We start from the raw sequence: 24400 nt of genomic DNA, 5'->3' as shown, positions 1-24400 counted from the left end.
TTATTTATTGAAAAGAAAAAACTCAAGATTTGTTAAAATCTTGAGTTTTTTCTTTTGCGTTAGGGATTGAAGCGTTTGTTGAAGCTCATTTTCTTTTTCAGAAAATAGCGACTGCCGAAAGCGCGACCCTTTTTTAGGGAACGCCCTAATATAAATGTCCCATTTTACCCATTTGATAATCGCGCATCGCTTCCATAATTTCTGTCTGTGTATTCATAACATAAGGTCCGTATTGAGCAACTTTCTCATTGATTGGTTCGCCTGACAAAATTAATAAAGTACTTTTTTCTTTGGCTTCAAATTGAATGATATTTCCGTCTTGATTGAAGGTTATCATTTGATTTTCTCCTTTTTGTATAACAGCTGTATCATTTACCAAAATTTCACCATCTAGTAAATAAATTAAAGATTGATGGTTTTCTGGGATTTCAATTTCCATCTTTCCTCCTTTTTCAACATTTGCTGTAAAAACATTTGCTGAAGTTTGCGTTTTTATCAATCCTGTTTCTTGTTGCTGATTTCCTGCAATTATATTTAATTGCACTTTATTATCATTAGAAAATAACTTCGGGATTTGTTTTTCTTCTAAATGTTGATAATTAGGAGTCATCATTTTATCTTTTGCAGGTAGGTTTAACCACAACTGAATCCCTTCTAAATCCCCACCTTTTTTTACAAATTCTTTGGTTGGCCCTTCTGCGTGAATAATTCCACCGCCAGCAGTTGTCCATTGTACATCTCCAGCTTCTACAACCATCTCATTTCCCAAAGAATCTCTATGTAATTGTTCTCCTTTAAAAAGCAATGTTATTGGCTCAAAACCTCTGTGAGGATGTGGACCTAAATCAAATGGGTTATTAAATTCAGAAATTGCATAAGGCCCATAATGATGTAATAATAAAAAAGGATCTACATTTTCGATGCCTTGTGTTGGTAATGGTTGACGCAATTTTATGGGTCCCATATTAACTAACGGACTTGTTACTTTATGTTGTATTGTTTTTAATTTTTTCATGATAATTTATGTATTTGTTCTCGATACAATTACGATGAAAAATCGGAATCACTCGAACTGGCATTTTTTATTTTCCAAGGAAAATATTTTTGCAAATTTTTTCTATCTTAATTTATCTAATAAATTACTTAAAATAGCTGCTTCCTCATCTGTTAAATTTTCAAGAAAAGAAAGATTTTTATTGTCATCAATAGTTGATAACAATTCTAAACCTTGATTGGTTATTTTAACATACACGACTCTTCTATCATGGTCACAACGTTCTCTTTCTATTAAGTTTTTATCACATAATTTATCCATTAAACGTGTTGCATTTGGCGCCCTTTCAATCATTCTATCTTTTACGATTTGAACCTTGATTCTGTCTTTCGCGCCACGTAATATTCTTAAAATATTGTATTGTTGTGGTGAAATTCCATAAGGTTTAAAGAATTCAGTTTCCTTACTACTTAACCAATTTGAAGTATACTTTATATTGATTAGTGCTTTTAACTTGTTACTAACAAATTTAGAGTTGATGTCTTTAGAAATGTCTCCCATGATTTTGGATTAATCTTTTAAACTTGCTTCTTTAATTATTTTGTTAAACTCATCTGAAGTTGGTGTTAAATAAATTTCTCCATCGATAATTAATGTTGGATATTTCATAACACCATTATACAGTTCTTTAGTATGTTTTTTTGCTTCTTCATCTATTGCTACATCTTTATATTCAAAAGGCATTTCTGCCATTCTTAAATAATTTTTAAAAGCTACTGTATGTGCATGCCCTTTTCTACCGTATATTATAATTTCCATTTTTTATTGATTTAAAGCATTCTTAAATTTGTCTACTTGTTTTTCTAAAGATACAAGTAAAACTTCATTTATAACTTTACCTTCATTAAAATTATCATAAAAACTAGATAAAGAAAAATCAGCAACTATATTTCCTCCCATATGCGGAAACCCACTTTTTGCAATTGATAAAACAGATGCTCCTCCTCTACCTCCAGGAGATGTTGCCATTAATAGCATTGGAATGTTATTCCATAGTTTTTGCTCTATTCTAGAAGACCAATCATAGATATTCTTAAAGACTGCTGCAAAATTACCATTGTGTTCTGCTAACGATAAAATAATTCCGTCTGAACTATGAATAGTTTTTAAAAATTCAGTTGCTTGTTCTGGAATTCCATTTGCTGTTTCTTCATCTATTCCATATATAGGAACTTGAAAATCATTCAAATCTAAAACGACAACTTCTACATCTTTAATTAAACTTGAAGCATAAATTGCTAATTCTTTATTAATTGATTTTTTGCTATTACTACCAGCAAATGCTATTATTTTTTTCATATTATTTAATTATGTTATTTTTAATTAGTTCTCAATACAGTTTTTTCGTTCCTCAAAAATCACTCGAACTGACAAACTGAAAACTGTTACTACTAACTGCTTACTGAATACTGCTTACTATTTTAGTTTCTCCTTTAACCATTTTTGCAACTGGGCATTTAGCTGCAAAGACTAACAATCTTCTTTTTTGATCTTCTGTCATTTCTTTTTCAAAAGAAATCTCTTCAGTTAAGTATGTGCCTTTTTCGTCTTTAAATTGAGAGACATTTACTTTTATTTCACCAACATCTAAACCATTTCTTTCTGCGTAGGCTCTTAACGTCATTGAAACACAACCACCAATTGCTGCTAATAAATATTCTACTGGTGTTGCGCCAGTATCGCTACCGCCAGAAGCAACAGATTGATCCATTGTTAAAAAGTGATTTCTGGTTTTTATTTCTGCTAAATAATTTTTGTTTGTTAAAACTACTTCCACTTTTTTATGCTCTGCCATTTGAAATTTTCTTATGTGTAAAATAAGATGTAACTAAAAATACCATTGCTAAAATTGCTCCCATTTGTTCTCCATCCCCAATCATTATATGTGCAAAAAATGCTAAAATAAATGCGAAGAAAAATCCAGCGTAAGCCCATTCTTTTATTGCTTTATTTGCAACAAACCACAACGCAACTAAACCTAATAATTTGGCTATTGCATACGGGTAAATAATATAGGTTGGGTAACCAAAACGGGCAAACATAGCTGCAACTTCTACATGATTAAAGAAATACATACCTGCAGAAAAAAGCATTAATAAAGTTAATAATCCAGTAGAAATATAATAAATAATTTTTGTTGTTTTCATCTTGTATACTTTTAAATTCTTGACAAAGATACAAAATAAAATTTTACTTACCAAGGGAAATAAATCCAAGGAATATTATGAGGTTAAATATAAAAAAAAGTCTCATTTAAATTCTGAAAAACCGCAAACAAGTTTAGCCCTGATTAAGCGGTTTGTTTGAGCTCTTTTTTAGTGTAAGTTCGAGTGAATTTTGAAGAATGAAAAATTTGTACAGAGAACAAACTAAAAAAAGCGAGTAGCGAAAGCAGGAAATAGCTTCTAAACTATTTTAGTGAAATACTGAAACAAGTTCAGCACAAGCTACTGGTTTAACTTAATCGAATCCATCTTTTTTTGAAGACGTTGTATTTCTTTAAGGTCTTTTTCCTTTTTAGAAATTAGTTTTATAGAATCTAAAATTAATTGATTCTTTTCTAACACTGTATGCTCCTTTTCAAAATATATATTTGCGCCTTCACTAGTTCGCCATGCTTCATTTAATTGATTGTAAACCTCCTCATCCCAAGTGCTTGGTTTTTTAGCGTTAATCCAAACAACATCTCTATATTCGCTATCTACCAAAGCTAAATCTGGCGTTGCAGAACCATCGAATTGTTCTGGATTATTGTCACTAATTGTAGAAACTGTTCCTAGAAAAAACATTCGTTTTCTACCAGCAATCATTTTAATATAAGGTCTAAACTCTACTGGCGTATTTGCATTCCAATCGTATTCTTTTTTAGATTCCTTTACTTTTAAAGGCATTGCAGAAACACCTGCATAACCTTGTTTTTTTGATGCATGATCATAATAATAAAATTGATCTGTACCATCTGCAGGAATAAAAACGCTGTAACTTAAACTTGTTCTTTCTGCACCAACTGGCTCTAAACCAAACCAATGATATAAACCAGAAAACGCTCCTGTTTTAGTATCTGAAAAATCGAAATCAGTAACATAAGGTTGTGTGTTTTGGTCTTTTGGAGCTGTAGGAATTTTAACTGCACTTTTCATGTTCCAAGGTAATGGGTCTGAAAAACCAGCAAGAAACTTTAAAGATTCTGCTTGTAAACGTGTTACTTTTTCTGACAATGTATTTTGCCTTGTTAAGTAAGCATAATTTTTCATTTCTTCAGGAGAAATATACGTTCCTTTTCCTATTGTAATTCTTTCTAAATAATCGTTAAAATCATGTTCTCCGTTTTCTACAACCATTACACCACCAAAAGTTGGATATGGGAAAAAGAATCCTTTCCATCTAATTAAACTAACAACCTCAACCCAAGCACCTTTATCATTTTTCATATAAAAAGTATCGCTTGGTTCGTAATTAAACAACATCCAAGGGTTAAACCTCTGAACTACCGCATTATAAGTATTACGACTAAATTTTAAAGATTCGCCAATTGAAAATGTAACCGGAATTCTATTTTCACTTGAAAAACGAGGAAAAGGTGTTGTACTTGACACAGAAAAAACTTCTTCTGTATTGTCTTTTATTCCTTGCCAGACATATTTTTCGGTTGGCTGAATTGCCATTGTCCACTGATTCTTACCATCAACTCTAACTAAATGAGGTAGAGAAACATCTTTGGTTTCACCAACAGATTCATTTGCCATTGAAAAAATATTTCTTAATGGTTGAATTCTTTCATTTTGAGTTAAAGGCAATTCTACAATTTCGATACGATTTAAATCGTTAAAGACATTATAAGTTTGCATATAATTATACATTTTAGAATGAAATCCTACATAGTAAATGGCTCCGAAGAAAATTGCTAGTATAAATAAAATTCCAATTCTACTTCTAGTAGCAGCTGACTTTCTGAATTTTTTCAACCCCAAAAACAACACTATAAAACAGAATAATATAATGAAAATAAATTTTCTAAAAAACAATAATGCAGGTTGATAATCATCTCTTAAAAAGAATAATAACCCAATTAGAATTATACTAAAAATAATAACTCTTTTCTTTTGTTTTGCTCCTTTGTTCCAATAATTTTTTATCATATAGCCTATCTTAATCCTCCCAAAGGGAAGAAACTCATAGTGTGAACAACTATGTGTTTATAATTAATATTTAATTTATTCTAAAATTTTAAATTTAGTAACACTTTTAAACTGTATACTGTTACTGCAAACTTATAACAACCCTTTATCTTTCAATCTATCTCTTGCGCTTTTTTCTTCAACTTTTGGCGCTGATTTTTCAGCTTCAATATTTTCTTTTTCTTTTGAATCGTTTGTTTGTAAGTCTTCAATAAAATCTTTCCCTTTTTCTATAACTTCTTGAAACTTATCTTCTATAGAATCTGTTTGCTCATCGATAATAGCTGATGATTTAAAAATAAAGCCCGCCAAATATGTTCCTATTAAAGTCCCAAAAATCATAGAAGCAAATAAAGAAATGGTTGCTAAATCAATTGGTATTAAAAAACGAGTTATTAATATAACAATTAAGAATAATGAAACTACAAAAACCAATCTTAATAAAAAACCTTGCTGGTAAAAGAATCCTTTTTTATCCGTAGATTTCATTTGTAATTCTTTGGAATTCATTAACTTGTTAAAAAAACGATACAATCCATTTCCTTGAGATTCTCTCCAATACAGAATAATTCCGAATACAATTGATGCAATAAATATAATGAGTTCTAGTGTCATGATTTGTTGAGTTTGATGCCTTTATAAAGTTAGTCTATTTTTTCTAAAAATTGTTACAAATTGTTTCTATTACCCAATCTTGGGTAGATTCATCCCAAGTTTTAAAAATTTGATAAAATTGTTCTTTGTCATACCAATACAAAAATAACACATCTTTTGATGCAACATTAACCAACAAATGCCAAATTAAATCTTGATGATTTGCTCTTAAAGAAGAATGTGGTTTTTGAAGTGAAAAATAAAATTCTTCATCTACAATATCTTTAATTTTAATATCTTTATTAATTGATTTTTTCTCTAAATAACGCTCTACACTCATTACTTTTTTTCGAGATTTTAAATCGATTTTATTCAAATAACTCTTAAATAACATGTTGTCATTTAAAATATCTTTTATAGGATGTTGTGTGTCTTTTAAATGTTCAGAAAATATAAAGTTCTTTATTCTTATATACCTATCTGTAATTACTTCTTGCGTTAAATTACACTCAATAATTAAATGATCTCTTAATTGTGCTATTAATTCTGATTGAGAAATATGAAACATTAAAACATTATATGTAGTGTCGTTGATTGCTTCTTTATACGCTTCTTTCGTTTCAAAAATTAAGATCGGCGAAATGAAATTTCTTAAAAGATAAACGCCGCCAAATGCTTTTGTATAAAAAGAATCTGTTGTAAAAATTATTGGATCTAAAGTAATATCTCTTGTTCTTAAATCGCCATATTTTTTTGCAGATGCTACTATTTTTTGATGCAAATTTTCATCAATAAAATTATAATCTTTATTAAACGTTTTTATTAGTGCTAATTGCGTTGCTTTTGCTTTATCTAAATCATCAATTAGATGAAAATTAATAATTACGTCTTTATATTTTAAGACATCTAAAGGTTCATAAAAAACATCTATACTTTGATCAAAGTCAATACAAATAGCTGAATCTCTTGTAATATTTTTAATCTTTTTTAAATGTGTTTTAAAGACTAACTTCATTAATTCTTTATCGAAAGAATGAAAAGGATTATAAATTGGCAAGCCTTTTTGCAATGGTGTAATAATAATTCCGTGTGAATTTGCTTCACCATTATTTAAATAATAAGTTTCTTTTTTTTCTTCTGCTATTTCTGGACTCCAACCAATACCATCAATAGAAAATGATGTTAATTTAGTTTTTGCAAAACCTAATTTTTGCAGACACTTATTATAGCGTTCTACTAATTTACCGCTTACCGGAATTAGTTCACTTCTAAATAAATTTGCTTGTTTTAGTTTATTCATTATATTTACTTTTTACAACAAAAGTTCCTGCTGCGGCATCTCCTATTCTTTGATTATCTTTATTAGCTGCTGCGACAATAATTCCTATAAATAAAATACAATCTATAAATCCCATAAAATAACGCCCAAAAGCTTGTATTAGCGTAATAGCTTCATTTTTTTTATTTACAACTTTTATATCCATAAATCTTTTTCCGGTAGTTTGTCCCCATAAGTTTTCACTTATTGGCCACAAAAAAAAGCCTAATAGAAATGCAATTAAAGCTGAAAAACCTTCTAATTGAAAACTAAAAATACTGCCAGATGAAGAACCAAAAACTAGAGCTAAAAAAACACATACAAAGTAATATATAATAAAATCGATTATAGCAGCAGCAATTCTTCTTCCAATACTTGCTTTTTCAAATCTTGCATAATAATTATCAAATTCTTCTAACATACTTATTCTAACAATTTTTTAATTTTCAAATGATACAACAACATAATTGTTCTAGCGTCAATAATTTCTCGATTTTCTATCATTTTTAGAGCCTCATAAAAAGACATTTCTAAAACGGTAATTTCTTCACTTTCTTCTGCTAAACCTCCACCAGAATTAATTTTATCGTCGTCTTTATATTTTGCAACATATAAATGGACTTGCTCTCTCATTAAACCCGGAGATAAAAAAACAGTACTTACTTTTTCTAATTCAGAAATATTGTAGCCAATTTCTTCTTTTGTTTCTCTTATTACACTTGTTTCTGGCGATTCATTTTTATCTATTGAACCTCCACAAACCTCAATTGAAAATCCGTTTTTTACACCAGCAACATACATTGGAATTCTAAATTGCTTCGATAAAACTACTTTTTGGGTTTCTGCATTATATAATAAAACTGCAACTCCATCTGTTTTCCCATATACTTCATGCGATAAACGTTCTGTTTTTCCATTTTTAAATGTAAAATCGAAACTGACTTGTTCTAACTTTGCCCAAATATTGGAAAGTATTTTTGAAACAACGTTATTGACTCTCTTATCTTCCACCTTCAAAATTCTCTCTCGCTTTTAAATCGATATTTAATTGATTCACTCTCGAATCTACTTTTCTCTTAAAATCTGTATCTGCAATCGTTGCTACATTATCTAAATAACGTACAACTTCTTGTCTTCTAATTTCAGAAAAATCTAAACCTTTCATGTTACTTTTCATTAACTCTTGCAACATGTTAAACTTCGTTTCGTACTTCTGTTTAAAATACGTTTCTGGGTTTTCAAACCAATCTTGTTCTAAATCGAAATCTGTTAATCGCAAAGAAATTGCAGATTGAATATTTCGAATATCTCTTGATGAAAAGAATGGAAATATCTTTTGAATTTCTTTATACAAACTTGCAAAAAACAAATGATCACTGGTTTTATGGAGACTTTCTGCTTTAGAATACGCTTCTAAAACTCTTTCTTCTGATGGTTTGTTGATGGCTCCTAAAACATCACCCATATTTTTTGATAAACCTTGGTCTTTTAAAAACTCATAATTAGCAGGATTTTGCATATTCACAAAATCTGGCATTGTTTTTTCAAACTTTTTCCACCAAATATAATCTTGATCTAAAAAATCGTGTTCTGTTCTTGCTCCATCAATTTTAAACCTTCCTTGAACTCTAGATATTACTGCTTTATCTAACATTTCTGGTAGATTTGTAAATAATCCTATTGAAGAATTACCATAATTTACAGCATAAGCGCCTTCGGTATAACGTAAGAAAACACCTATAACTTCTTTTACCCCGGCAGAAACCCCTTGTGCAGTTCTTTCTTGTAAATTATTTTCTGCATCATCAATTGGCGCAAAAATTAACTTTGTTGGATCTTGCATTGGCTTCATCCATTCTACCATTTTTTCTGCAGATCCTCCTTGAAAAGTAGAAATCAAAGTATCTGGCATTGGGTGAAATAAAAACGGGATTTCTAAATTGTCTGCATGTTCTTTTAATCTAGTTGCAATTGCAGCAATTAACATAGATTTCCCTGTTCCTGGAATTCCATAACCCATAAAAACAGGCATAAAACCTCCTAATTCTTGAAATGGATTTTTCTTTGCCTCAAAATCGTAACTCAACATTCTTTCTGTTAATCTACGTGCAAAATGTTTTGCGTCTTTATTACCAACAATTTGCTCAAACTGAATTTTATTGAACTCAATACTTTTTGCAGTTCCAGAAAAAACATTACTCCAACCAGAAACTGCAAAATCAGATTTCTCTAATTTATACGTTCTATCTTCAATTGTTTCAACATATTCTAAACTACTTTTTCGTAACTGAATTTCATCTATAAAAGCTTCAAAATAAACCACTGTAAAATCAATAACATCTTTATCTGATTTTACAATATCTGGATGTCCTAAATATTTATCAAAATAAAACAACGCACATGCAATTCCTTTTAAAGGTGACATAAATGAAACTTCTGGAATACCAGCAAATTTCTGTTTCATCACAGACAAATCATCTGAAGCATGAGGTTTTAAATCGTATAAAATTTTATAACAAGTTGAAAATAACTGAAATGCTGTTGCAGTATGTAATTTACTTTCGTATTCTCTTTTTCCGTTAGAATCTAAAGTTGATTTTCTTTCGTTTAAAGATGATAAACCAGAAGAATCATAATAAGAATCTTTTATCCAAATCCCTAAAGTTATTCCTTCTTGTACTGCATATAAAGTCTGATTTAAATACACCGGAATTGCAATAGAATCTGGTAATAATCTCTTTTTTAAGCCTAATATAGTTTTAGAGACTGAAGTAATTTCTACATTAGAACCAGAATTTGCTCTAGACAAATACAATAAGATAGAATCATTTTTTGAATCATTATCTTTATTTTTAGCTCTGTTACTTTGCTCCCATTGAATACTTTTTAAATAACCAGAAGCTTCATCTCGAAGCATGTCTAGTTCATTTTGTTTTATTGGAAAAGTTGAGTTGTGTTGCATAGTTTTAAGTCTTCAGTCAGCAGTCTTCAGTTGGCAGTTCACTCTGCTTTTCTAACGATACTGTGATTATTTTATTTTTTTTATAATTTATCTACAGCAAACTGAATACTGCTTACTGCCTACTTTTTTCTCACCTAAATTTATCAGGATTTTTCATCATGTAGTTTAGAAGCTTTCCTACCTCTTCACTCTTTATTTGTAAATCTAATTTCTTTTCTTCTGAAATATATTCACAAGCTAATGCAAAATCTAGCCATAATTAAGTTTCTGAATTTTCACAATCAGCATAAGAAATTTTACTTTTAAAATGTTTTTCATATTGTCTTTTTCTATAACCTTCAGAAATATTTGAACAAACTGATCGACTTGAACGAACAATTTGAGAAGTTAAACTAAACAATTCTTCTTTCGGAAATATTTTAGTTTTCAGTCTTCTGTTAGCAATTCACTCTAATATCTTTACTGTATTTATTTTTATCAATTTAAATTCACACTGACTAAAGACTGCCAACTAAAAAACTGTCAACTGAAAAACCGCCAATTTTATATTTTATCTATTTTTAAACTAGCTAATTCAATAGGTGGTTTTGCTAATTTGTGTAAAACTTCTGGAGTTCTACTATGTAATAATTGAATAATTCTGTGGGGTGCAAAAACATATTTCTGATGGATGACTTCACTCCATTTTTGCATGGTTTGTTTAGAGAAAAAACCGCCTTCTGTAAAAGTATCCCCAGAAAAAACTTCATCAATTTTTAATGATAAAGCATATGATTCTAATGGGATTTCTTTTTTTGAAATTCCGCCCAAAATGGCATGTGTAATTTCATTTTCATCTTTTGCAAAAACATTGTGAAAAGGTCCTAAATCTATTCTTTTAATATGTTTTGGTTGAATGTCTGGCAATTTTCTATCAATATTATACGCCATTGTGTCTAAAGACATTTCTCTATCAGCAGTTTCTTTTAAAGTTTGATAAATTTTTTCTCTATCTTTTAATGCGCTCTTACCTTTGTAATCGAAATACATATAACATATAAATGGTCGGTTATGACTTACGTCATAAAAACTCCAACTGGTCATATAATCATAATTAGCACCTTTTGGAGCTTCTAAAATTTTACCCTGAACAAATCTATTAAAAATATACTTTTTTTCTACAGATGTATAGTACAGTAAAGAAGAAGCTTTAAATAAATCTAACCTTCTTATTGGTTGTTTTTTTAGTAATAGAGTGTTTAAAAATTCTTCTTTTACAGTTTCTATACCTGTGAATTTTCCTAAATAATCATTTCTTAACTCTAAATCGTTATACAAAAACCTGAATTCTAAATAATTAGGAAAACCAGAATCTGTTAAATCGACCTTCATATTATCTTCTTCATCATACATATATTTAATACGCATGGCTTCAATAGAATATAAAAGTAAATCTGAATATTGCTTAAAAATTAATAACTCTTGTTTTGTGCATAATTTTTCTTGCTGTACACTTACAATAAGTTCTTTCAATACAAAATCTACCATTTTATGATAAAAAACATATTGTTCTTTTGAATCTAAAAGTGCAGAATCTAAAGGTGTTGTAATCATTTATTAATTGATAATCTTTTAGCTTTTTAAATTGAAATGTCTTGGTAAGTAAATTTGCATTAAGGATTGAAATGGCATCTTTTTTGAGGAACGAAAAAAAATATAATGAAAAGCGTTACCACGCTTTAGGGCGTGGTAACGCCCATATAATTTTAACCTAACAAATCGTCATTAGAAGATTCCTTTTTTGGAGTCCCTGAAGGTTTATCATCACCTTTTGGTACAGTTGAATCTGATTTGTAATAGTCTTCGAAAATTTCTTTCATATCTATTCCATAACGATCTGCAAAATTCTTTTGAATGTCTTGATCTTTCTCTCTAATTTCATGTAAAGCTTCTGCGTACGTACTGTAAACACCTGTCATAACTTTTTCATGAACAGGAATATTATCCATCATGTCTTGACGTGCTCTTGCACTTGCAGAATGCATAGATGCTAAAGTTTCTCCAATATGCTCATCTGTTTTTACGCCTAAATGTTCTAAAATCGCTGCAAACTCTTGGTCTGTTCTTGCTTTTAAGGCAACAATATAACCATCATAATACTTTAACCTTTCTTCAGTATCAGATTTTAATTTTGCTCTATGTGTTTGTAAATTTGAACGCAAAGAGGTTAATACTTTAATAGTTAAATTATGTTTGTGCACAAAACTATCTTTACTAGCCGCTAGAGTTGTATAGGCATTTTTAAGACCTTCTAATTCTTCTACTTTTTGCTCAATAGTTGTTACTTTACCAATTGCTTCTGAATATGCTGTAGATTGCTTGTCTGCAATTTCATCTAATTCTTGACGTGCTTGCTTTAACAACGCATATTGCTCCTCTAATTTATCTTCTACTTCTTTCTTCTTCGCTAAAGCTTTTGTATGGTTTTTAGAAGCTTCTACAATCGCTGTTTTTAACTTTTCTTCTACTTCTTTAATCTCTACTTCTCTGTTTTTTAAACGTGTTACTGCAGCTTGAGATTTAAAAGAAAGTTCCCCTAATAAAGTTTGAATATCTGCACTTTCTATACGAACTTGAAATAATGCTTTTGCTTTATTATCTGCGCCTGCTCGTGTTTTTTCTGCAGCTTTAAATTCTATTTCTTCTTTTTTGATTTTAGACTTTCTTCCCCACAAATTATTCCACCAAGTATCTGGTTTATTCTGTGCATCTTCTAACTCAATTCTTGCTCTTTCTAATGCCTTTTGCGCATCATCAATCACTTTTTGTTCATCTGCATTTAAAGCCGAAAAACCTTCAAATTTTATACCTACTTCATCTTGATAATCTGTTAAATCTTTAATAGCATCTAGTAAAGAAGTTCTGTCTTCTTTTGCCATATCTACAACATCATCTAAAGTTGCGTTTAATATTTTCTGACGCTTTTCTGGATCTTCCTCTTGAGACAGTTTAGATTTCATGGTATCTATTGCCTTACCCCAGTTTACATCTACTTTTTCTGTTTTTTGTATTGAATTCGTTTCTAATAAGTCAAAGTCATCAGCCATGTATATTTAGTTTTTTAAGTTGAACAATTTTTTTAAGTGTAGCAATTTCGTTATTTTTTTTCTAAAAAAAGAACATTTCCTTTAAATATATGTAGCAATTAAACCTTTTTTGTTACAAAAAGTCTAAACTTTTTTAAACTTATTTAAATTCTTATGATTTTCTTGCTATTTTTAGTCCTTAATTCATTTTTACAAATGCAACCATAATGTTAAAAAATAAATTCTCATTTATATTGATTTTGTTTTTATGTTTTTTAACACATCAAAACCTAAAAGCTCAATTAAGTAAAAAGCATTTTATACCGCCATTAACTTATACTGAAACTGGAAATGCAAATCCGGAAGATTAATATTTCTATATTTCTACACCTAGCAACCAGAATGTTTCTTTTACCGTAAAACAAGTTGGTTTTCCGGCAAACGATATTACAAATGTTGTTTCTAGTACAGCTCCTAAAGAAATATTTATTGCCAATGGCGATAGTCAACTTTTGGTAGACTCAAGACAAACAAGTGTTGTTCATTCTGATAAAGGTTATATAATTGAAGCAGATGATGTAATCTACGTTTCAATAAGAGTTTCTGCTGGTGGCGGTGCACAAGCTGGTGCATTAGTAAGTAAAGGTTCTTCTGCACTCGGACAAACATTTAGAGCAGGAATGTTTACCAATGAAAACCCACAATCCAATTACTTGAACTTTATTTCAGTTATGGCAACAGAAAATAATACTGTTGTTAATTTTGATGATTTACCTGCAGGAATTTTAATTAAAAATTACACGGGTACTTTACCTTTTTCTAACATTCAACTAAATGAAGGAGAAAGCTATATTGTTGCTACAAATGCTGATGAAGATGTAATAAATAGAGATGGTTTAATTGGTACTTTAATTACCTCAAACAAACCTATAGTTACAAATATTGGTTCTGCAAATGGTAGTTTTCATAATGGTGGCGGAAGAGATTATGGAATAGACCAAATTGTAGATGTTACAAAAATTGATTCTGAATATATCTTTGTAAATGGTGATGATTCTGATGGTTGAGAAAATGTTTTAACAGCTACCCATGAAGATAATACGACTATTAGTATTAATGTATTTAATAGATTCGGTAAATTAGTTGCTCAAATTCCAATTGACAGTCAAGGCTGGAACGGAACCTATAATGGTAAAGTTCTTTCTTTAGATGATTACTGGTATAAAGTTCAATTAATACCAGCTGATCCAGCAAAAAATCAAATACTTAAAACAGGGCATTTCTCACTGTTGAGAAAATAAACATAAAAACGAAAAAGATCTCTTTGATTTTTTCAAAGAGATCTTTCAATTAATTATACCCCAAATTATTAAGCAACTTTCGCAACTTTAGTTTTTACCTTTTCTGACATTTCCTTAAACTGATTTGAAGTATTGTTTTCTCCTCCAGCCTTTAAAGCTTTATCTCCAGCAAAAAATGATTTATGGTCATCACCAAGATCAGAACCTGCCATTCTTTGATGCTTTACACAAGAAACTCCCTTTCTAATTTCTTGCCTTTGAACTCCTTTTACATATGCTAACATCCCTTCTTCCCCAAAATAACCTTCAGTTAAATCATTCATATGCAAAGCAGTCGTATGATAAGTAGGCAACGTAATTAAGTGATGAAAAATACCAGCTTTTCTTGCTCCATCAATTTGAAAAGTTTTAATTTTCTCATCAGCAAGATGACATAATTCTGAACCATCGTATTCTGCGTCCATTAAATTATTTCTATCGTATTCAGACATATTTTCTCCTTCTGCAAGCATTTCATCGTAAGCTTGATTACGAAAATTCAAAGTCCAATTAAAAGAAGGTGAATTATTGTACACCAACTTTGCATTTGGCACAACTTCCTTAACTCTATTTACCATATGAGCAATTTGTTGAACATTAGGAGTTGGAGTTTCAATCCAAAGTAAATCCGCACCATTTTGTAAACTTGTAATACAATCTAACACAACTCTATCAATATTAGAACCCTCTTTAAACTTATACAATCCATTCGCTAATCTTACTGGACGAACTAATTTACCTTCTCTCTTAAGCAAAACATCATCTTCTTTTGCATCTTGAATTGCAATTTCTTCTGCTTCTACAAAAGCCAAATATTGTGAAGCTAAATCACCTTTTTCTTGACTTACAGGTAATTTTTGTGTTAAACCCGCTCCTTCAGAATCTGTTCTTGCTACAATAATTCCATTATCTACACCTAATTCTAAAAATGCATATCTAATTGCGTTTAATTTAGCAATAAAATCTTCATGCGGCACAGTTACTTTTCCATCTTGATGACCACATTGTTTTGCATCTGAAACTTGATTTTCAATCTGAATTGCACAGGCTCCAGCTTCAATCATTTTTTTAGTTAATAAATACGTCGCTTCTTCGTTTCCAAAACCAGCATCAATATCTGCAATAATTGGAACGATGTGAGTTTCAAAATTATCAATTTGATCCTGCACATCTTCTCCATTTTCCTTTCTTTTGAATAAATCATTTAACTCAATAGCATCTGCTTGACGTAAAAAATCATAAATCTCTGCAATAAGGCTAGGAACTGCTGTTTTTTCATGCATAGATTGATCTGGTAGTGGTCCAAATTCTGAACGTAACGCTGCAACCATCCAACCAGATAAATACAAATAACTTTTATTAGTCGTTTTATGATGTTTTTTTACTGCAATCATTTTTTGTTGTGCAACAAAACCATGCCAGCAACCTAAAGATTGTGTATAGTTAGATGAATCCGCATCGTATTCTGTCATATCTTTTCTCATAATATCCGCGGTATATTTAGCAATATCTAAACCTGTTTTAAAACGATTTTGAGTAACCATTCTTGCCGCACTTTCAGAGTTGATAGCATTCCAAGAGTTACCATATTTTGCTTTTAAGCTTCTTACTGTCTCTAATGCTGAACTATAATTGCTTTGTGCTAAATTTTTCATAATTTTGATTTTTAATTATTAAGGTTTTCTATATTTTGATAATTACGTCTCGTGAACTATTCCAGTAGTTCCGAGACATTTTTTTATATATGATTATATGCTGATAATGTTAAAAATTCTTCAAATTCTTCTGCTAAAACAAGTTCATCAAATAACTGTATTGCTTCCTTGAATTTACCTTTATCAAATTCAATTTCTCCAACATAATTTTTAATTTTTTTAATCTCTTGAGATTTGAATTTTTCATAAGTTTTAGAATTAAAAGTTTCATCATTATTTATTGTTACTTCATTTTGAAGCCATAACCAAATTTGCGTTCTAGAAATTTCTGCAGTTGCAGCATCTTCCATTAAATTATAGATTGCAGCAGCACCATTTCCACGCAACCAACTCTCTATATACAAAATACCAACATTTATATTTTTTCTAATCCCCTCTTCAGTAACGGTTCCTTTTGGCATTTCAACTAAATCTGCTCCTGTTACTTTTACATCATTTCTAGCAATATGAATTTGATTTTTAGTTGTCATATTTTCATTAAAAACTTTCATTGCTACAGCAACTAATCCAGGATGTGCAACCCAAGTTCCATCATGTCCATTTTTTACTTCTTGCTCTTTATCTGCAAACACTTTTGCAAATGCTAAATCATTAGCAACTTCATCATTCTTAATCGGAATTTGTGCAGCCATCCCTCCCATTGCATGTACATTTCTTTTATGACATTTTTGAATAACTAGCAAAGAATATGCTTTCATAAATGGCGTTTTCATCGTTACTTGATCTCTATTCGGAACCATAAAACCAGTATGATTTCTAAATTTTTTGATGTAAGAGAAAATGTAATCCCAACGCCCACAATTTAAACCAGCCATATGATCTTTCAATTCAAAAATAATTTCATCTAACTGAAAACTAGCTGTAATTGTTTCAACAAGAACAGTAGCCTTTATTGTTTTTTTCGGAATTGATAAGTAATCTTGTGCAAATACAAAAACATCATTCCAAAAACGAGCTTCCAAATAATGCTCTAATTTTGGTAGATAAAAATAAGTTGCAGAATTCTGTTCTTGCAAAGCTTTTATATTATGAAAAAAGTACAATCCAAAATCCACCATAGAACCAGACATTTCTTCTCCATCAATAACAAAATGCTTTTCATTTAAATGCAAACCTCTTGGACGAACCAACAAAGTTGCAGTTTCTTCATTTAATGCATACGTTTTATCTTTTTTCTCATTATAAAATGAAATCGTTTTATTGATTGCATCACGTAAATTGATTTGTCCTTCTAAATTATTTTCAATTTTTGGAGAATTGCTATCCTCAAAATCTGCCATAAAAGTTTTTGCTCCAGAGTTTAAAGCATTGATAACCATTTTTCTATCAACTGGCCCAGTAATTTCGACTCTTCTATCTAATAAATCTTCTGGTAATTCTGCACAAACCCAATCAGACTCTCTAATGTTTTTTGTTTCTTTTGGAAAAAAAGGAAGATTACCTGCATCAAAATATGCTTGCTCAATTTCTCTATTTTCCAATAATTTTAATCTTCTTTTATTAAAATTTTTATGTAATTCTAACAAAAATATTTTTGCTTCACTTGTTAAAATTTCCTGATACGCATCAACTTTAAACCCCTTAAAATCAATTCCTTTTGTAATAATACTTTCTTGCATAATTAGAGTGTTTTAATTTCTATACTGCAATGATATAAATTATTTTTGAACTCCACAAGCGAACGTTCGCTAAATTGCGTAAAATTTTTTTTATTATTAATTCGCTAATTATACTTACATTTGATTTATGATGATAGAAGACGAATACATTCGCCTAATTTTTGGATTAAAACTGAAACAAATACGAACAGAAAGAAATTTATCTCTCTTTGGATTAGCGAAATTATCAGGTTTATCAAAATCCTATTTAAACGAAATCGAAAAAGGAAAAAAATATCCAAAAACAGATAAAATATTACTGCTTTCTGAAAGTCTAGAAGTTCCTTACGATCATTTAGTTTCTTTAAAACTAGATAAAAACCTAGCGCCAATTGGCGAAATTCTTCAATCTAAAATCTTAAAAGAAATTCCATTAGAGCTTTTCGGAATTAAAGAAAACAACCTAATTGACATTGTTGCTAATGCCCCAGCAAAAGTAAATGCGTTTATCAGTACTATTATTAAAATTTCTCAAAACTACAATTTAACAAGAGAAAGTTTTTTTTTAGCCTCCTTACGTTCTTACCAAGAATCACATAGTAATTATTTTGAAGAGATTGAAAATGATGTAGAAAAATTTGCTAAATCTTATCATTTAGACTTAACAAAAAAAATAACTTCTAATGATTTAAAAGATATTTTAACTGAAGAATTTAGTTACAAAATAGATGACAAAGAGCTTTCGAAACATGAAAATTTAGATGAATTAAGAAATATTTTTATCCCGAAAAACAAAACATTATTAATAGATAATAATATTTCCGAAGCGCAAAAAACATTTATTTACGCAAAAGAATTAGCTTATAACTTTTTAAAAATAAATGACCGACTATATACTTTTCCATGGATAAAGTTTGAAAATTTTGATCAAGTTTTAAATAATTTTATTGCCTCTTATTTTGCCGGAGCATTAATTATTCCAAGAAAATCGCTTACAGAAAAATTAAATATTTTTTTCTCTCTAGAAAAGTGGAGCCCTTTAGAATTGCAAAAAATTATTAATCATTTTAACTGTTCTCAAGAAACTTTTTACCAAAGACTGACTAGTATTTTACCTAAAAATTTCAATATTAAAAATTTATTTTTCTTACGTTTTACACACAAAGAAAATTCATCAGAATATAGGTTAAATAAAGAACTACACGTAACGCAACAACAAGCTCCTAAAGCAAATAGAAATAATGAGCATTATTGCAGACGTTGGGTTTCTATAAAAACCATTCAAGATTTAGAAAACTCCTCTAAAACGAGATCTACATTTGGCGTACAAATATCTTCTTATGTAAACCAGAAAAACGAATATTTAGTTTTATCATCTGCAACAACAGACCCTTTTAAAAAGAACATTAATAGAAGTGTAAGTATTGGCATGTTACTATCTCCTCATTTAAAAAAGAAACTAAATTTCTTTGATGAAAATACATTTACAAAAAAATTGGTTGGTGTAACCTGTGAAACATGTGCTGTTAAAAATTGTGACGAAAGAGTTGCAGAACCTACAAGGCTCGAAAAACAAGAAAAATACCAAAAAATTGCCAATACAGTTGACAATATTATTAACTCTTACAGCTAAAATTTCCTTATTTTAGCAACTGAAAAAACATACATTTTTATGGACATCAACTTCAATAAAAACGAAGATTATAATAAGCTTTTAGTTTCAGATTTAAAAAGACGTTTCGCCAAAGTAAAATTGGGTGGCGGTCAAAAAAGAATTGACAAGCAACACGAAAAAGGTAAGATGACCGCAAGAGAACGTGTTGATTATCTTCTAGACAACAATGCTAAATCTATAGAGATTGGTGCCTTTGCAGGTGAAGGTATGTATGCAGAACATGGTGGCTGCCCTTCTGGTGGCGTTGTTGTAAAAATAGGCTACATAAAAGGGAAACAATGTATTGTGGTTGCAAATGATGCAACTGTAAAAGCAGGAGCTTGGTTTCCTATTACTGGAAAAAAGAATTTACGAGCACAAGAAATTTCCATAGAAAACAAATTACCAATCATATATTTGGTAGATTCTGCGGGCGTTTATTTACCAATGCAAGATGAAATTTTCCCTGACAAAGAACATTTTGGACGTATTTTTAGAAATAACGCTGTAATGAGTAGTATGGGAATTACACAAATTTCCGCAGTTATGGGAAGTTGTGTTGCAGGTGGTGCTTATTTACCTATTATGAGCGATGAAGCTTTAATTGTAGATAAAACTGCAAGTATTTTTCTTGCTGGAAGTTATTTGGTGAAAGCTGCTATTGGAGAATCGATAGACAATGAAACTTTAGGTGGCGCAACAACACATTGTGAGATTTCTGGAGTTACAGATTACAAAGCAAAAGATGATAAAGATGCATTAGATAAAATAAAATTTATTGTTGATAAAATTGGCGACTACAACAAAGCTGGTTTTAGCAAAACCGAATCTTTTCCACCAAAAGAAAATGAAGATGACATTTTTGGAATTCTTCCGAAAGAAAGAAATGCACAATATAATATGTTAGAAATTATCAAACGTTTGGTTGATAATTCTGAATTTGAACAATATAAAGAAGGTTACGGCCAAACCATTTTAACTGGTTATGCAAGAATTGATGGCTGGGCTGTTGGTATCGTTGCCAATCAGCGTAAATTAGTAAAAACCAAAAAAGGTGAAATGCAGTTCGGTGGTGTAATCTATAACGATTCAGCTGATAAATCGACACGTTTTATTGCGAATTGCAATCAAAAGAAAATACCTTTAATTTTCTTACAAGATGTTACTGGTTTTATGGTAGGTTCTAAATCTGAACATGGAGGAATTATAAAAGATGGCGCAAAAATGGTAAACGCAGTAAGTAATTCTGTTGTGCCAAAATTCACAATTGTGATTGGTAATTCTTACGGAGCAGGAAATTATGCAATGTGTGGTAAAGCCTACGACCCAAGACTAATCGTTGCATGGCCTTCTGCAGAGTTAGCAGTAATGAGTGGTAATTCTGCAGCAAAAGTTTTATTACAAATAGAAACTGCATCTCTTAAAAAACGTGGCGAAGAAATTACGCCAGAAAAAGAAGCTGAATTATTCAATAAAATAAAATCTAAATATGATGAACAGGTTTCACCATATTATGCAGCATCAAGAATTTGGACAGATGCAGTTATAAACCCTCTAGATACTAGAACTTGGATTTCTATGGGAATTGAAGCAGCAAACCACGCTCCTATTGAAAAACAATTTAATATGGGTATTTTACAGGTATAAATAAATTCTACTATGAAAAAGAAAAAAATAATATTACTTTTTTTATTAATCTGTTTACAGTCATTTGGACAAAGTGAGGAAAACCATTTAGACCAAACAAAAAGCACTTATATAAAACTCCCTCTTTACAAGAAAATCTTTAATAAAAAACTAACAAAAAAAGATTCTTCTAACTTCAAAATCTCTAATGGAGATACTTTGGTTTTTATCAAAAATTTAAAAAAATTAATTAAAAAAACTTCCAAAAATAAAGACACCTCTTTTGTTCGAAGAAGCATGGCATATATGCCTTTACGTCAGTACAAAAAAAGATACACAAAAATTATCACCCGTGAAGATTCTCTTAATTTTAAATTTAAAGACAACGATACATTAATTTTTATCAGCAATAAAGAGTTTTATAAAAGTCAAAAAAGAGTTTCTATTCCTTATGAACCAAAAGACTCTACTTTTTTAGAAATCTACAAGGACGTTGTTTTCAAGAAGTACAATTCTACAGGCAACATACGAAGAGGAAAAAAAGAGTTTATGCGTTTGTGGGAAAAACCGATAAAAATATATTTTACACCTTCACTAGACAAGTATTACATAAAAAAAATAAAAAAAGAAGTAAAAAAGCTATCTTCTATAGATTCACTTAAAATTTCGTACGTTAAAGATATCACCAAATCCAATTATATTATTTCTCAAATTGATGAAAAGAATAAATATCAATATTCAAAAAACTTAAGAAAAAACAAATACATAAACTATTATGTTAATTGGAAAAATGGGAGAATTTATGATGGAAAACTAGAAATCAACTTAACAAGAAACAATACAATTGACAAAAAAGAAAATGCCAATATTTTACTTCAACATTTTTATCAAACTTTAGGGCGTTTTTTCAAAACACAAAAACTACCTTGTAGTAGTATGCTTTCTAGCTGTAAGTCTAGCAAAAAAGAATTGACTAAACTAGATTTTGAGATTATTAAATACCATTATTCTTATGGTATTTGTAAATACACAAGCCTTCAGACTTTTGAAGAAAATCATAAAAAAGCAAAGGAAATTTTAAAAAAAGGCGGCAAAATGAACTTTACACATACCTATTAAAATACATTCATTATTACAAATGACAATTATCACAATTAATCATTTCCTTAAATTTTATTTTTGCAAAACAATATTTAAAAAAAATGAGCAAATCCATTTATATTACCACTATAGAACCCAATAGTGGCAAGTCTTTAATATCATTAGGCCTTTTAAGAATGATGCTAACAAAATCATCTAAAGTCGGTTATTTTAGACCTATTATCAACAAAGGCAAAAACAGTGATTATGACAATCATACAAACACAGCAATTAACTATTTTAATTTAGACATCGATTACAAAGATTGTTATGCCTACGAACAGAGTGATGTTGTAGAATTATTAAGTGAAGGAAAAGAAGATGAAGTAATTCATAATGTCATTAAAAAACACAAACAACTAGAAGCAAAATACGATTATGTTTTAGTAGAAGGAACTGATTTTTCTGGTGAAGGTGGTTTTACAGAACTAGATGTAAATCTAATGATTGCAAAAAACTTGGGAATCCCTGCTTTAATAATTGGTGCAGGAAACGATAAAACCAAAAAGGATTTTATCAATACCATGCAATTATCGTACAAATCTTTTATAGAAAAAGATGTAGATGTTATAGGTGTAATTGCTAATAAAACAGAGAAAGATGAAATTGAGTATATCACCAAAGAATTAAGGGAGGTAATCCCTTACAAAGTACAAGTAGATGTAATTCCTAAAGTAGATTTTTTAGCATTTCCAACAGTAAAAGAAGTTGTGGAAGCTTTAAATGGAAAAGTACTTTTCGGAAAACAATTTTTAGACAATGCAATTGGTAGTTATAGTACTGGCGCCATGCAATTACGAAATTACTTAACCCGTATTAAAGAAAATGCATTAGTAATAACCCCTGGAGACAGAGCAGATATTATTTTAGGTGCTTTACAAGCAAACGCCTCTAAAAATTATCCAAAAATTGCAGGTATTATTTTAACAGGAAGTATTACTCCTGAAGAATCTATTATCAAATTAATAGAAGGTGTGCAATCTACAGTTCCTATTATCTCTGTAGAAGGAGGAACTTTTGGGATTTCTAATAGAATTGGTGCAGTAAAAGCAAAAATTTATGCATCACATAGTAAAAAAATAATTTTGTCTTTAGACACTTTTGATACTTATGTAAATACTGAAGGATTAACGAATATCTTAACCTCTTTCAATTCCATTCGCTTAACACCAAGTATGTTTCAATATAATTTACTTCAAAAAGCAAAAATTAAACGAAAACACATTGTTCTACCTGAAGGAAATGATGAAAGAATCATACAAGCTGCAGCTCGCTTACAAGTATTAAACATTGTAGATTTAACGTTATTAGGTGATAAAACAGAAATTCAACAAAAATGCGATCAAATAGGGTTACAAATCAATTTAGATCAGTTAAATATTATAAACCCTGAAGATTCTATTTATAACCAAGGTTTTGCAAACACCCTTTTTGAAGCAAGAAAACATAAAGGAATGACTGAAACTACTGCTGTCGATTTAACCAGAGATGTTTCCTATTTTGGAACCTTAATGATTTTAAACGGTTTAGCAGACGGCATGGTTTCTGGAGCAGTTCACACAACCATGCACACTATAAAACCTGCCTTACAATTGATAAAAACAAAACCTGGTGTTTCTGTAGTTTCATCTGTATTTTTTATGTGTTTATCCGATAGAGTTTCTGTAATGGGAGATTGTGCAGTAAATCCAAATCCGAATGCAGAACAACTTTCTGAAATCGCTATTTCATCTGCAGCTTCCGCAGAAGCTTTTGGTATTGAAGCTAAAGTTGCCATGTTATCTTATTCATCAGGAAGTTCTGGAAAAGGAGAAGAAGTTGAAAAAGTTAGAAAAGCAACTGAATTAGCAAGAGCAAAAAATCCTAATTTAAAAATTGAAGGACCAATTCAATATGACGCTGCAGTAGATATGTCTGTTGCAAAAACAAAAATGCCAAATTCAGAAGTTGCAGGACAAGCTTCTGTATTAATATTTCCTGATTTAAATACAGGAAACAACACCTATAAAGCAATACAAAGAGAAACTGGCGCACTGGCAATTGGTCCAATGTTACAAGGTTTAAATAAACCTGTAAATGATTTAAGTAGAGGTTGTACGGTTGATGATATTTTTAACACCGTTTTATTAACAGCAATTCAAGCAGAACAAGGATAA

The 24400-nt window shown here is 30.0% G+C and carries 23 protein-coding genes and 1 pseudogene; 7 read left to right on the top strand and 17 right to left on the bottom strand.

Features of this window, described 5'->3' with window-relative positions; genetic code table 11:
* Positions 1-145: 145 nt before the first annotated feature.
* The 15 genes from V3V28_RS09565 to V3V28_RS09495 form a co-directional block, all read right to left on the bottom strand.
* Positions 146-1015, bottom strand: coding sequence for a pirin family protein (locus V3V28_RS09565; protein ID WP_331364794.1), 870 nt, complete (start codon positions 1013-1015; stop codon positions 146-148).
* Positions 1016-1117: 102 nt separating this feature from the next.
* On the bottom strand, positions 1118-1555 hold the full coding sequence (locus V3V28_RS09560) for a MarR family winged helix-turn-helix transcriptional regulator (RefSeq protein WP_331364793.1): 438 nt from the start codon (positions 1553-1555) through the stop codon (positions 1118-1120).
* 9 nt (positions 1556-1564) lie between these two features.
* Complete coding sequence (locus V3V28_RS09555; RefSeq protein WP_331364792.1) at positions 1565-1813, bottom strand: glutaredoxin family protein; 249 nt, start codon at positions 1811-1813, stop codon at positions 1565-1567.
* A 3-nt stretch (positions 1814-1816) separates the two neighbouring features.
* A complete protein-coding gene (locus V3V28_RS09550; protein ID WP_331364791.1) occupies positions 1817-2353 on the bottom strand; it encodes an NADPH-dependent FMN reductase in 537 nt (178 codons plus the stop codon).
* 100 nt (positions 2354-2453) lie between these two features.
* Positions 2454-2849 carry an OsmC family protein gene (locus tag V3V28_RS09545; protein WP_331364790.1) on the bottom strand — a complete coding sequence of 132 codons (396 nt, stop codon included), beginning with the start codon at positions 2847-2849 and terminating at the stop codon, positions 2454-2456.
* The gene (locus V3V28_RS09540; RefSeq protein WP_331364789.1) at positions 2836-3201 is read right to left on the bottom strand and encodes a DoxX family protein; all 366 of its coding nucleotides are present in this window, start codon (positions 3199-3201) and stop codon (positions 2836-2838) included. Before V3V28_RS09540 ends, V3V28_RS09545 begins: the two co-directional genes overlap by 14 nt.
* 300 nt (positions 3202-3501) lie before the next feature.
* On the bottom strand, positions 3502-5193 hold the full coding sequence (locus V3V28_RS09535) for a hypothetical protein (RefSeq protein ID WP_331364788.1): 1692 nt from the start codon (positions 5191-5193) through the stop codon (positions 3502-3504).
* A gap of 132 nt (positions 5194-5325) precedes the next feature.
* The gene (locus V3V28_RS09530) at positions 5326-5847 is read right to left on the bottom strand and encodes a hypothetical protein (protein WP_331364787.1); all 522 of its coding nucleotides are present in this window, start codon (positions 5845-5847) and stop codon (positions 5326-5328) included.
* 43 nt (positions 5848-5890) lie between these two features.
* Positions 5891-7126: a DUF6638 family protein gene (locus V3V28_RS09525; RefSeq protein WP_331364786.1), complete on the bottom strand. Its 1236-nt coding sequence runs from the start codon at positions 7124-7126 to the stop codon at positions 5891-5893.
* The gene (locus V3V28_RS09520) at positions 7119-7565 is read right to left on the bottom strand and encodes an RDD family protein (RefSeq protein ID WP_331364785.1); all 447 of its coding nucleotides are present in this window, start codon (positions 7563-7565) and stop codon (positions 7119-7121) included. Before V3V28_RS09520 ends, V3V28_RS09525 begins: the two co-directional genes overlap by 8 nt.
* Positions 7566-7567: 2 nt before the next feature.
* On the bottom strand, positions 7568-8155 hold the full coding sequence (locus V3V28_RS09515; RefSeq protein ID WP_331364784.1) for an NUDIX domain-containing protein: 588 nt from the start codon (positions 8153-8155) through the stop codon (positions 7568-7570).
* Positions 8145-10106, bottom strand: coding sequence for an AAA family ATPase (locus V3V28_RS09510; protein ID WP_331364783.1), 1962 nt, complete (start codon positions 10104-10106; stop codon positions 8145-8147). Before V3V28_RS09510 ends, V3V28_RS09515 begins: the two co-directional genes overlap by 11 nt.
* A gap of 259 nt (positions 10107-10365) precedes the next feature.
* Positions 10366-10524: a four helix bundle protein gene (locus tag V3V28_RS09505; protein ID WP_331364806.1), complete on the bottom strand. Its 159-nt coding sequence runs from the start codon at positions 10522-10524 to the stop codon at positions 10366-10368.
* 125 nt (positions 10525-10649) lie between these two features.
* Complete coding sequence (locus tag V3V28_RS09500) at positions 10650-11699, bottom strand: hypothetical protein (protein WP_331364782.1); 1050 nt, start codon at positions 11697-11699, stop codon at positions 10650-10652.
* 152 nt (positions 11700-11851) lie between these two features.
* Positions 11852-13192, bottom strand: coding sequence for a microtubule-binding protein (locus V3V28_RS09495; RefSeq protein WP_331364781.1), 1341 nt, complete (start codon positions 13190-13192; stop codon positions 11852-11854).
* A gap of 206 nt (positions 13193-13398) precedes the next feature.
* Here V3V28_RS09495 and V3V28_RS09490 point away from each other — a divergent pair, with 206 nt between their 5' ends.
* From V3V28_RS09490 to V3V28_RS14690, 3 genes and pseudogenes are all read left to right on the top strand, one after another.
* Complete coding sequence (locus tag V3V28_RS09490; protein WP_331364780.1) at positions 13399-13542, top strand: hypothetical protein; 144 nt, start codon at positions 13399-13401, stop codon at positions 13540-13542.
* A gap of 141 nt (positions 13543-13683) precedes the next feature.
* A complete protein-coding gene (locus V3V28_RS09485; RefSeq protein WP_331364779.1) occupies positions 13684-14238 on the top strand; it encodes a hypothetical protein in 555 nt (184 codons plus the stop codon).
* Positions 14239-14271: 33 nt separating this feature from the next.
* Positions 14272-14472 (top strand): annotated as a pseudogene (locus V3V28_RS14690) (T9SS type B sorting domain-containing protein); the annotation flags it as partial.
* 68 nt (positions 14473-14540) lie between these two features.
* Here the strand turns inward: V3V28_RS14690 and V3V28_RS09480 are convergent.
* Entirely contained in the window at positions 14541-16166 is a 1626-nt protein-coding gene (locus tag V3V28_RS09480; RefSeq protein WP_331364778.1) for an isocitrate lyase, read from the bottom strand.
* Between the two features lie 83 nt (positions 16167-16249).
* Entirely contained in the window at positions 16250-17845 is a 1596-nt protein-coding gene (aceB, locus tag V3V28_RS09475) for a malate synthase A (RefSeq protein ID WP_331364777.1), read from the bottom strand.
* Positions 17846-17972: 127 nt separating this feature from the next.
* Between aceB and V3V28_RS09470 the strand changes: the two genes are divergently transcribed.
* From V3V28_RS09470 to pta, 4 genes are all read left to right on the top strand, one after another.
* Positions 17973-19457, top strand: a complete 1485-nt coding sequence (locus tag V3V28_RS09470) for a helix-turn-helix domain-containing protein (protein ID WP_331364776.1) — start codon at positions 17973-17975, stop codon at positions 19455-19457.
* 39 nt (positions 19458-19496) lie between these two features.
* Complete coding sequence (locus V3V28_RS09465; RefSeq protein ID WP_331364775.1) at positions 19497-21125, top strand: acyl-CoA carboxylase subunit beta; 1629 nt, start codon at positions 19497-19499, stop codon at positions 21123-21125.
* A gap of 12 nt (positions 21126-21137) precedes the next feature.
* The gene (locus V3V28_RS09460) at positions 21138-22223 is read left to right on the top strand and encodes a hypothetical protein (RefSeq protein WP_331364774.1); all 1086 of its coding nucleotides are present in this window, start codon (positions 21138-21140) and stop codon (positions 22221-22223) included.
* 83 nt (positions 22224-22306) lie between these two features.
* Complete coding sequence (pta, locus tag V3V28_RS09455) at positions 22307-24400, top strand: phosphate acetyltransferase (protein WP_331364773.1); 2094 nt, start codon at positions 22307-22309, stop codon at positions 24398-24400.

Origin of the sequence: Polaribacter sp., assembly GCF_036480315.1 — a bacterium.
Taxonomy (GTDB): Bacteria; Bacteroidota; Bacteroidia; order Flavobacteriales; family Flavobacteriaceae; genus Polaribacter.
Note: the sequence above shows the minus strand (reverse complement) of the source record. Positions and strands in the feature narration are given on the sequence as shown.

Coding starts and splice junctions, on each gene's coding strand:
- V3V28_RS09560 (WP_331364793.1), bottom strand. CDS start 1,555: ATGGGAGACATTTCTAAAGACATCAACTCTAAATTTGTTAGTAACAAG.
- V3V28_RS09565 (WP_331364794.1), bottom strand. CDS start 1,015: ATGAAAAAATTAAAAACAATACAACATAAAGTAACAAGTCCGTTAGTT.
- V3V28_RS09555 (WP_331364792.1), bottom strand. CDS start 1,813: ATGGAAATTATAATATACGGTAGAAAAGGGCATGCACATACAGTAGCT.
- pta (WP_331364773.1), top strand. CDS start 22,307: ATGAGCAAATCCATTTATATTACCACTATAGAACCCAATAGTGGCAAG.
- V3V28_RS09520 (WP_331364785.1), bottom strand. CDS start 7,565: ATGTTAGAAGAATTTGATAATTATTATGCAAGATTTGAAAAAGCAAGT.
- V3V28_RS09480 (WP_331364778.1), bottom strand. CDS start 16,166: ATGAAAAATTTAGCACAAAGCAATTATAGTTCAGCATTAGAGACAGTA.
- V3V28_RS09465 (WP_331364775.1), top strand. CDS start 19,497: ATGGACATCAACTTCAATAAAAACGAAGATTATAATAAGCTTTTAGTT.
- V3V28_RS09530 (WP_331364787.1), bottom strand. CDS start 5,847: ATGACACTAGAACTCATTATATTTATTGCATCAATTGTATTCGGAATT.
- V3V28_RS09550 (WP_331364791.1), bottom strand. CDS start 2,353: ATGAAAAAAATAATAGCATTTGCTGGTAGTAATAGCAAAAAATCAATT.
- V3V28_RS09490 (WP_331364780.1), top strand. CDS start 13,399: ATGTTAAAAAATAAATTCTCATTTATATTGATTTTGTTTTTATGTTTT.
- V3V28_RS09470 (WP_331364776.1), top strand. CDS start 17,973: ATGATGATAGAAGACGAATACATTCGCCTAATTTTTGGATTAAAACTG.
- V3V28_RS09500 (WP_331364782.1), bottom strand. CDS start 11,699: ATGATTACAACACCTTTAGATTCTGCACTTTTAGATTCAAAAGAACAA.
- V3V28_RS09545 (WP_331364790.1), bottom strand. CDS start 2,849: ATGGCAGAGCATAAAAAAGTGGAAGTAGTTTTAACAAACAAAAATTAT.
- V3V28_RS09535 (WP_331364788.1), bottom strand. CDS start 5,193: ATGATAAAAAATTATTGGAACAAAGGAGCAAAACAAAAGAAAAGAGTT.
- V3V28_RS09510 (WP_331364783.1), bottom strand. CDS start 10,106: ATGCAACACAACTCAACTTTTCCAATAAAACAAAATGAACTAGACATG.
- V3V28_RS09525 (WP_331364786.1), bottom strand. CDS start 7,126: ATGAATAAACTAAAACAAGCAAATTTATTTAGAAGTGAACTAATTCCG.
- V3V28_RS09495 (WP_331364781.1), bottom strand. CDS start 13,192: ATGGCTGATGACTTTGACTTATTAGAAACGAATTCAATACAAAAAACA.
- V3V28_RS09460 (WP_331364774.1), top strand. CDS start 21,138: ATGAAAAAGAAAAAAATAATATTACTTTTTTTATTAATCTGTTTACAG.
- V3V28_RS09540 (WP_331364789.1), bottom strand. CDS start 3,201: ATGAAAACAACAAAAATTATTTATTATATTTCTACTGGATTATTAACT.
- aceB (WP_331364777.1), bottom strand. CDS start 17,845: ATGCAAGAAAGTATTATTACAAAAGGAATTGATTTTAAGGGGTTTAAA.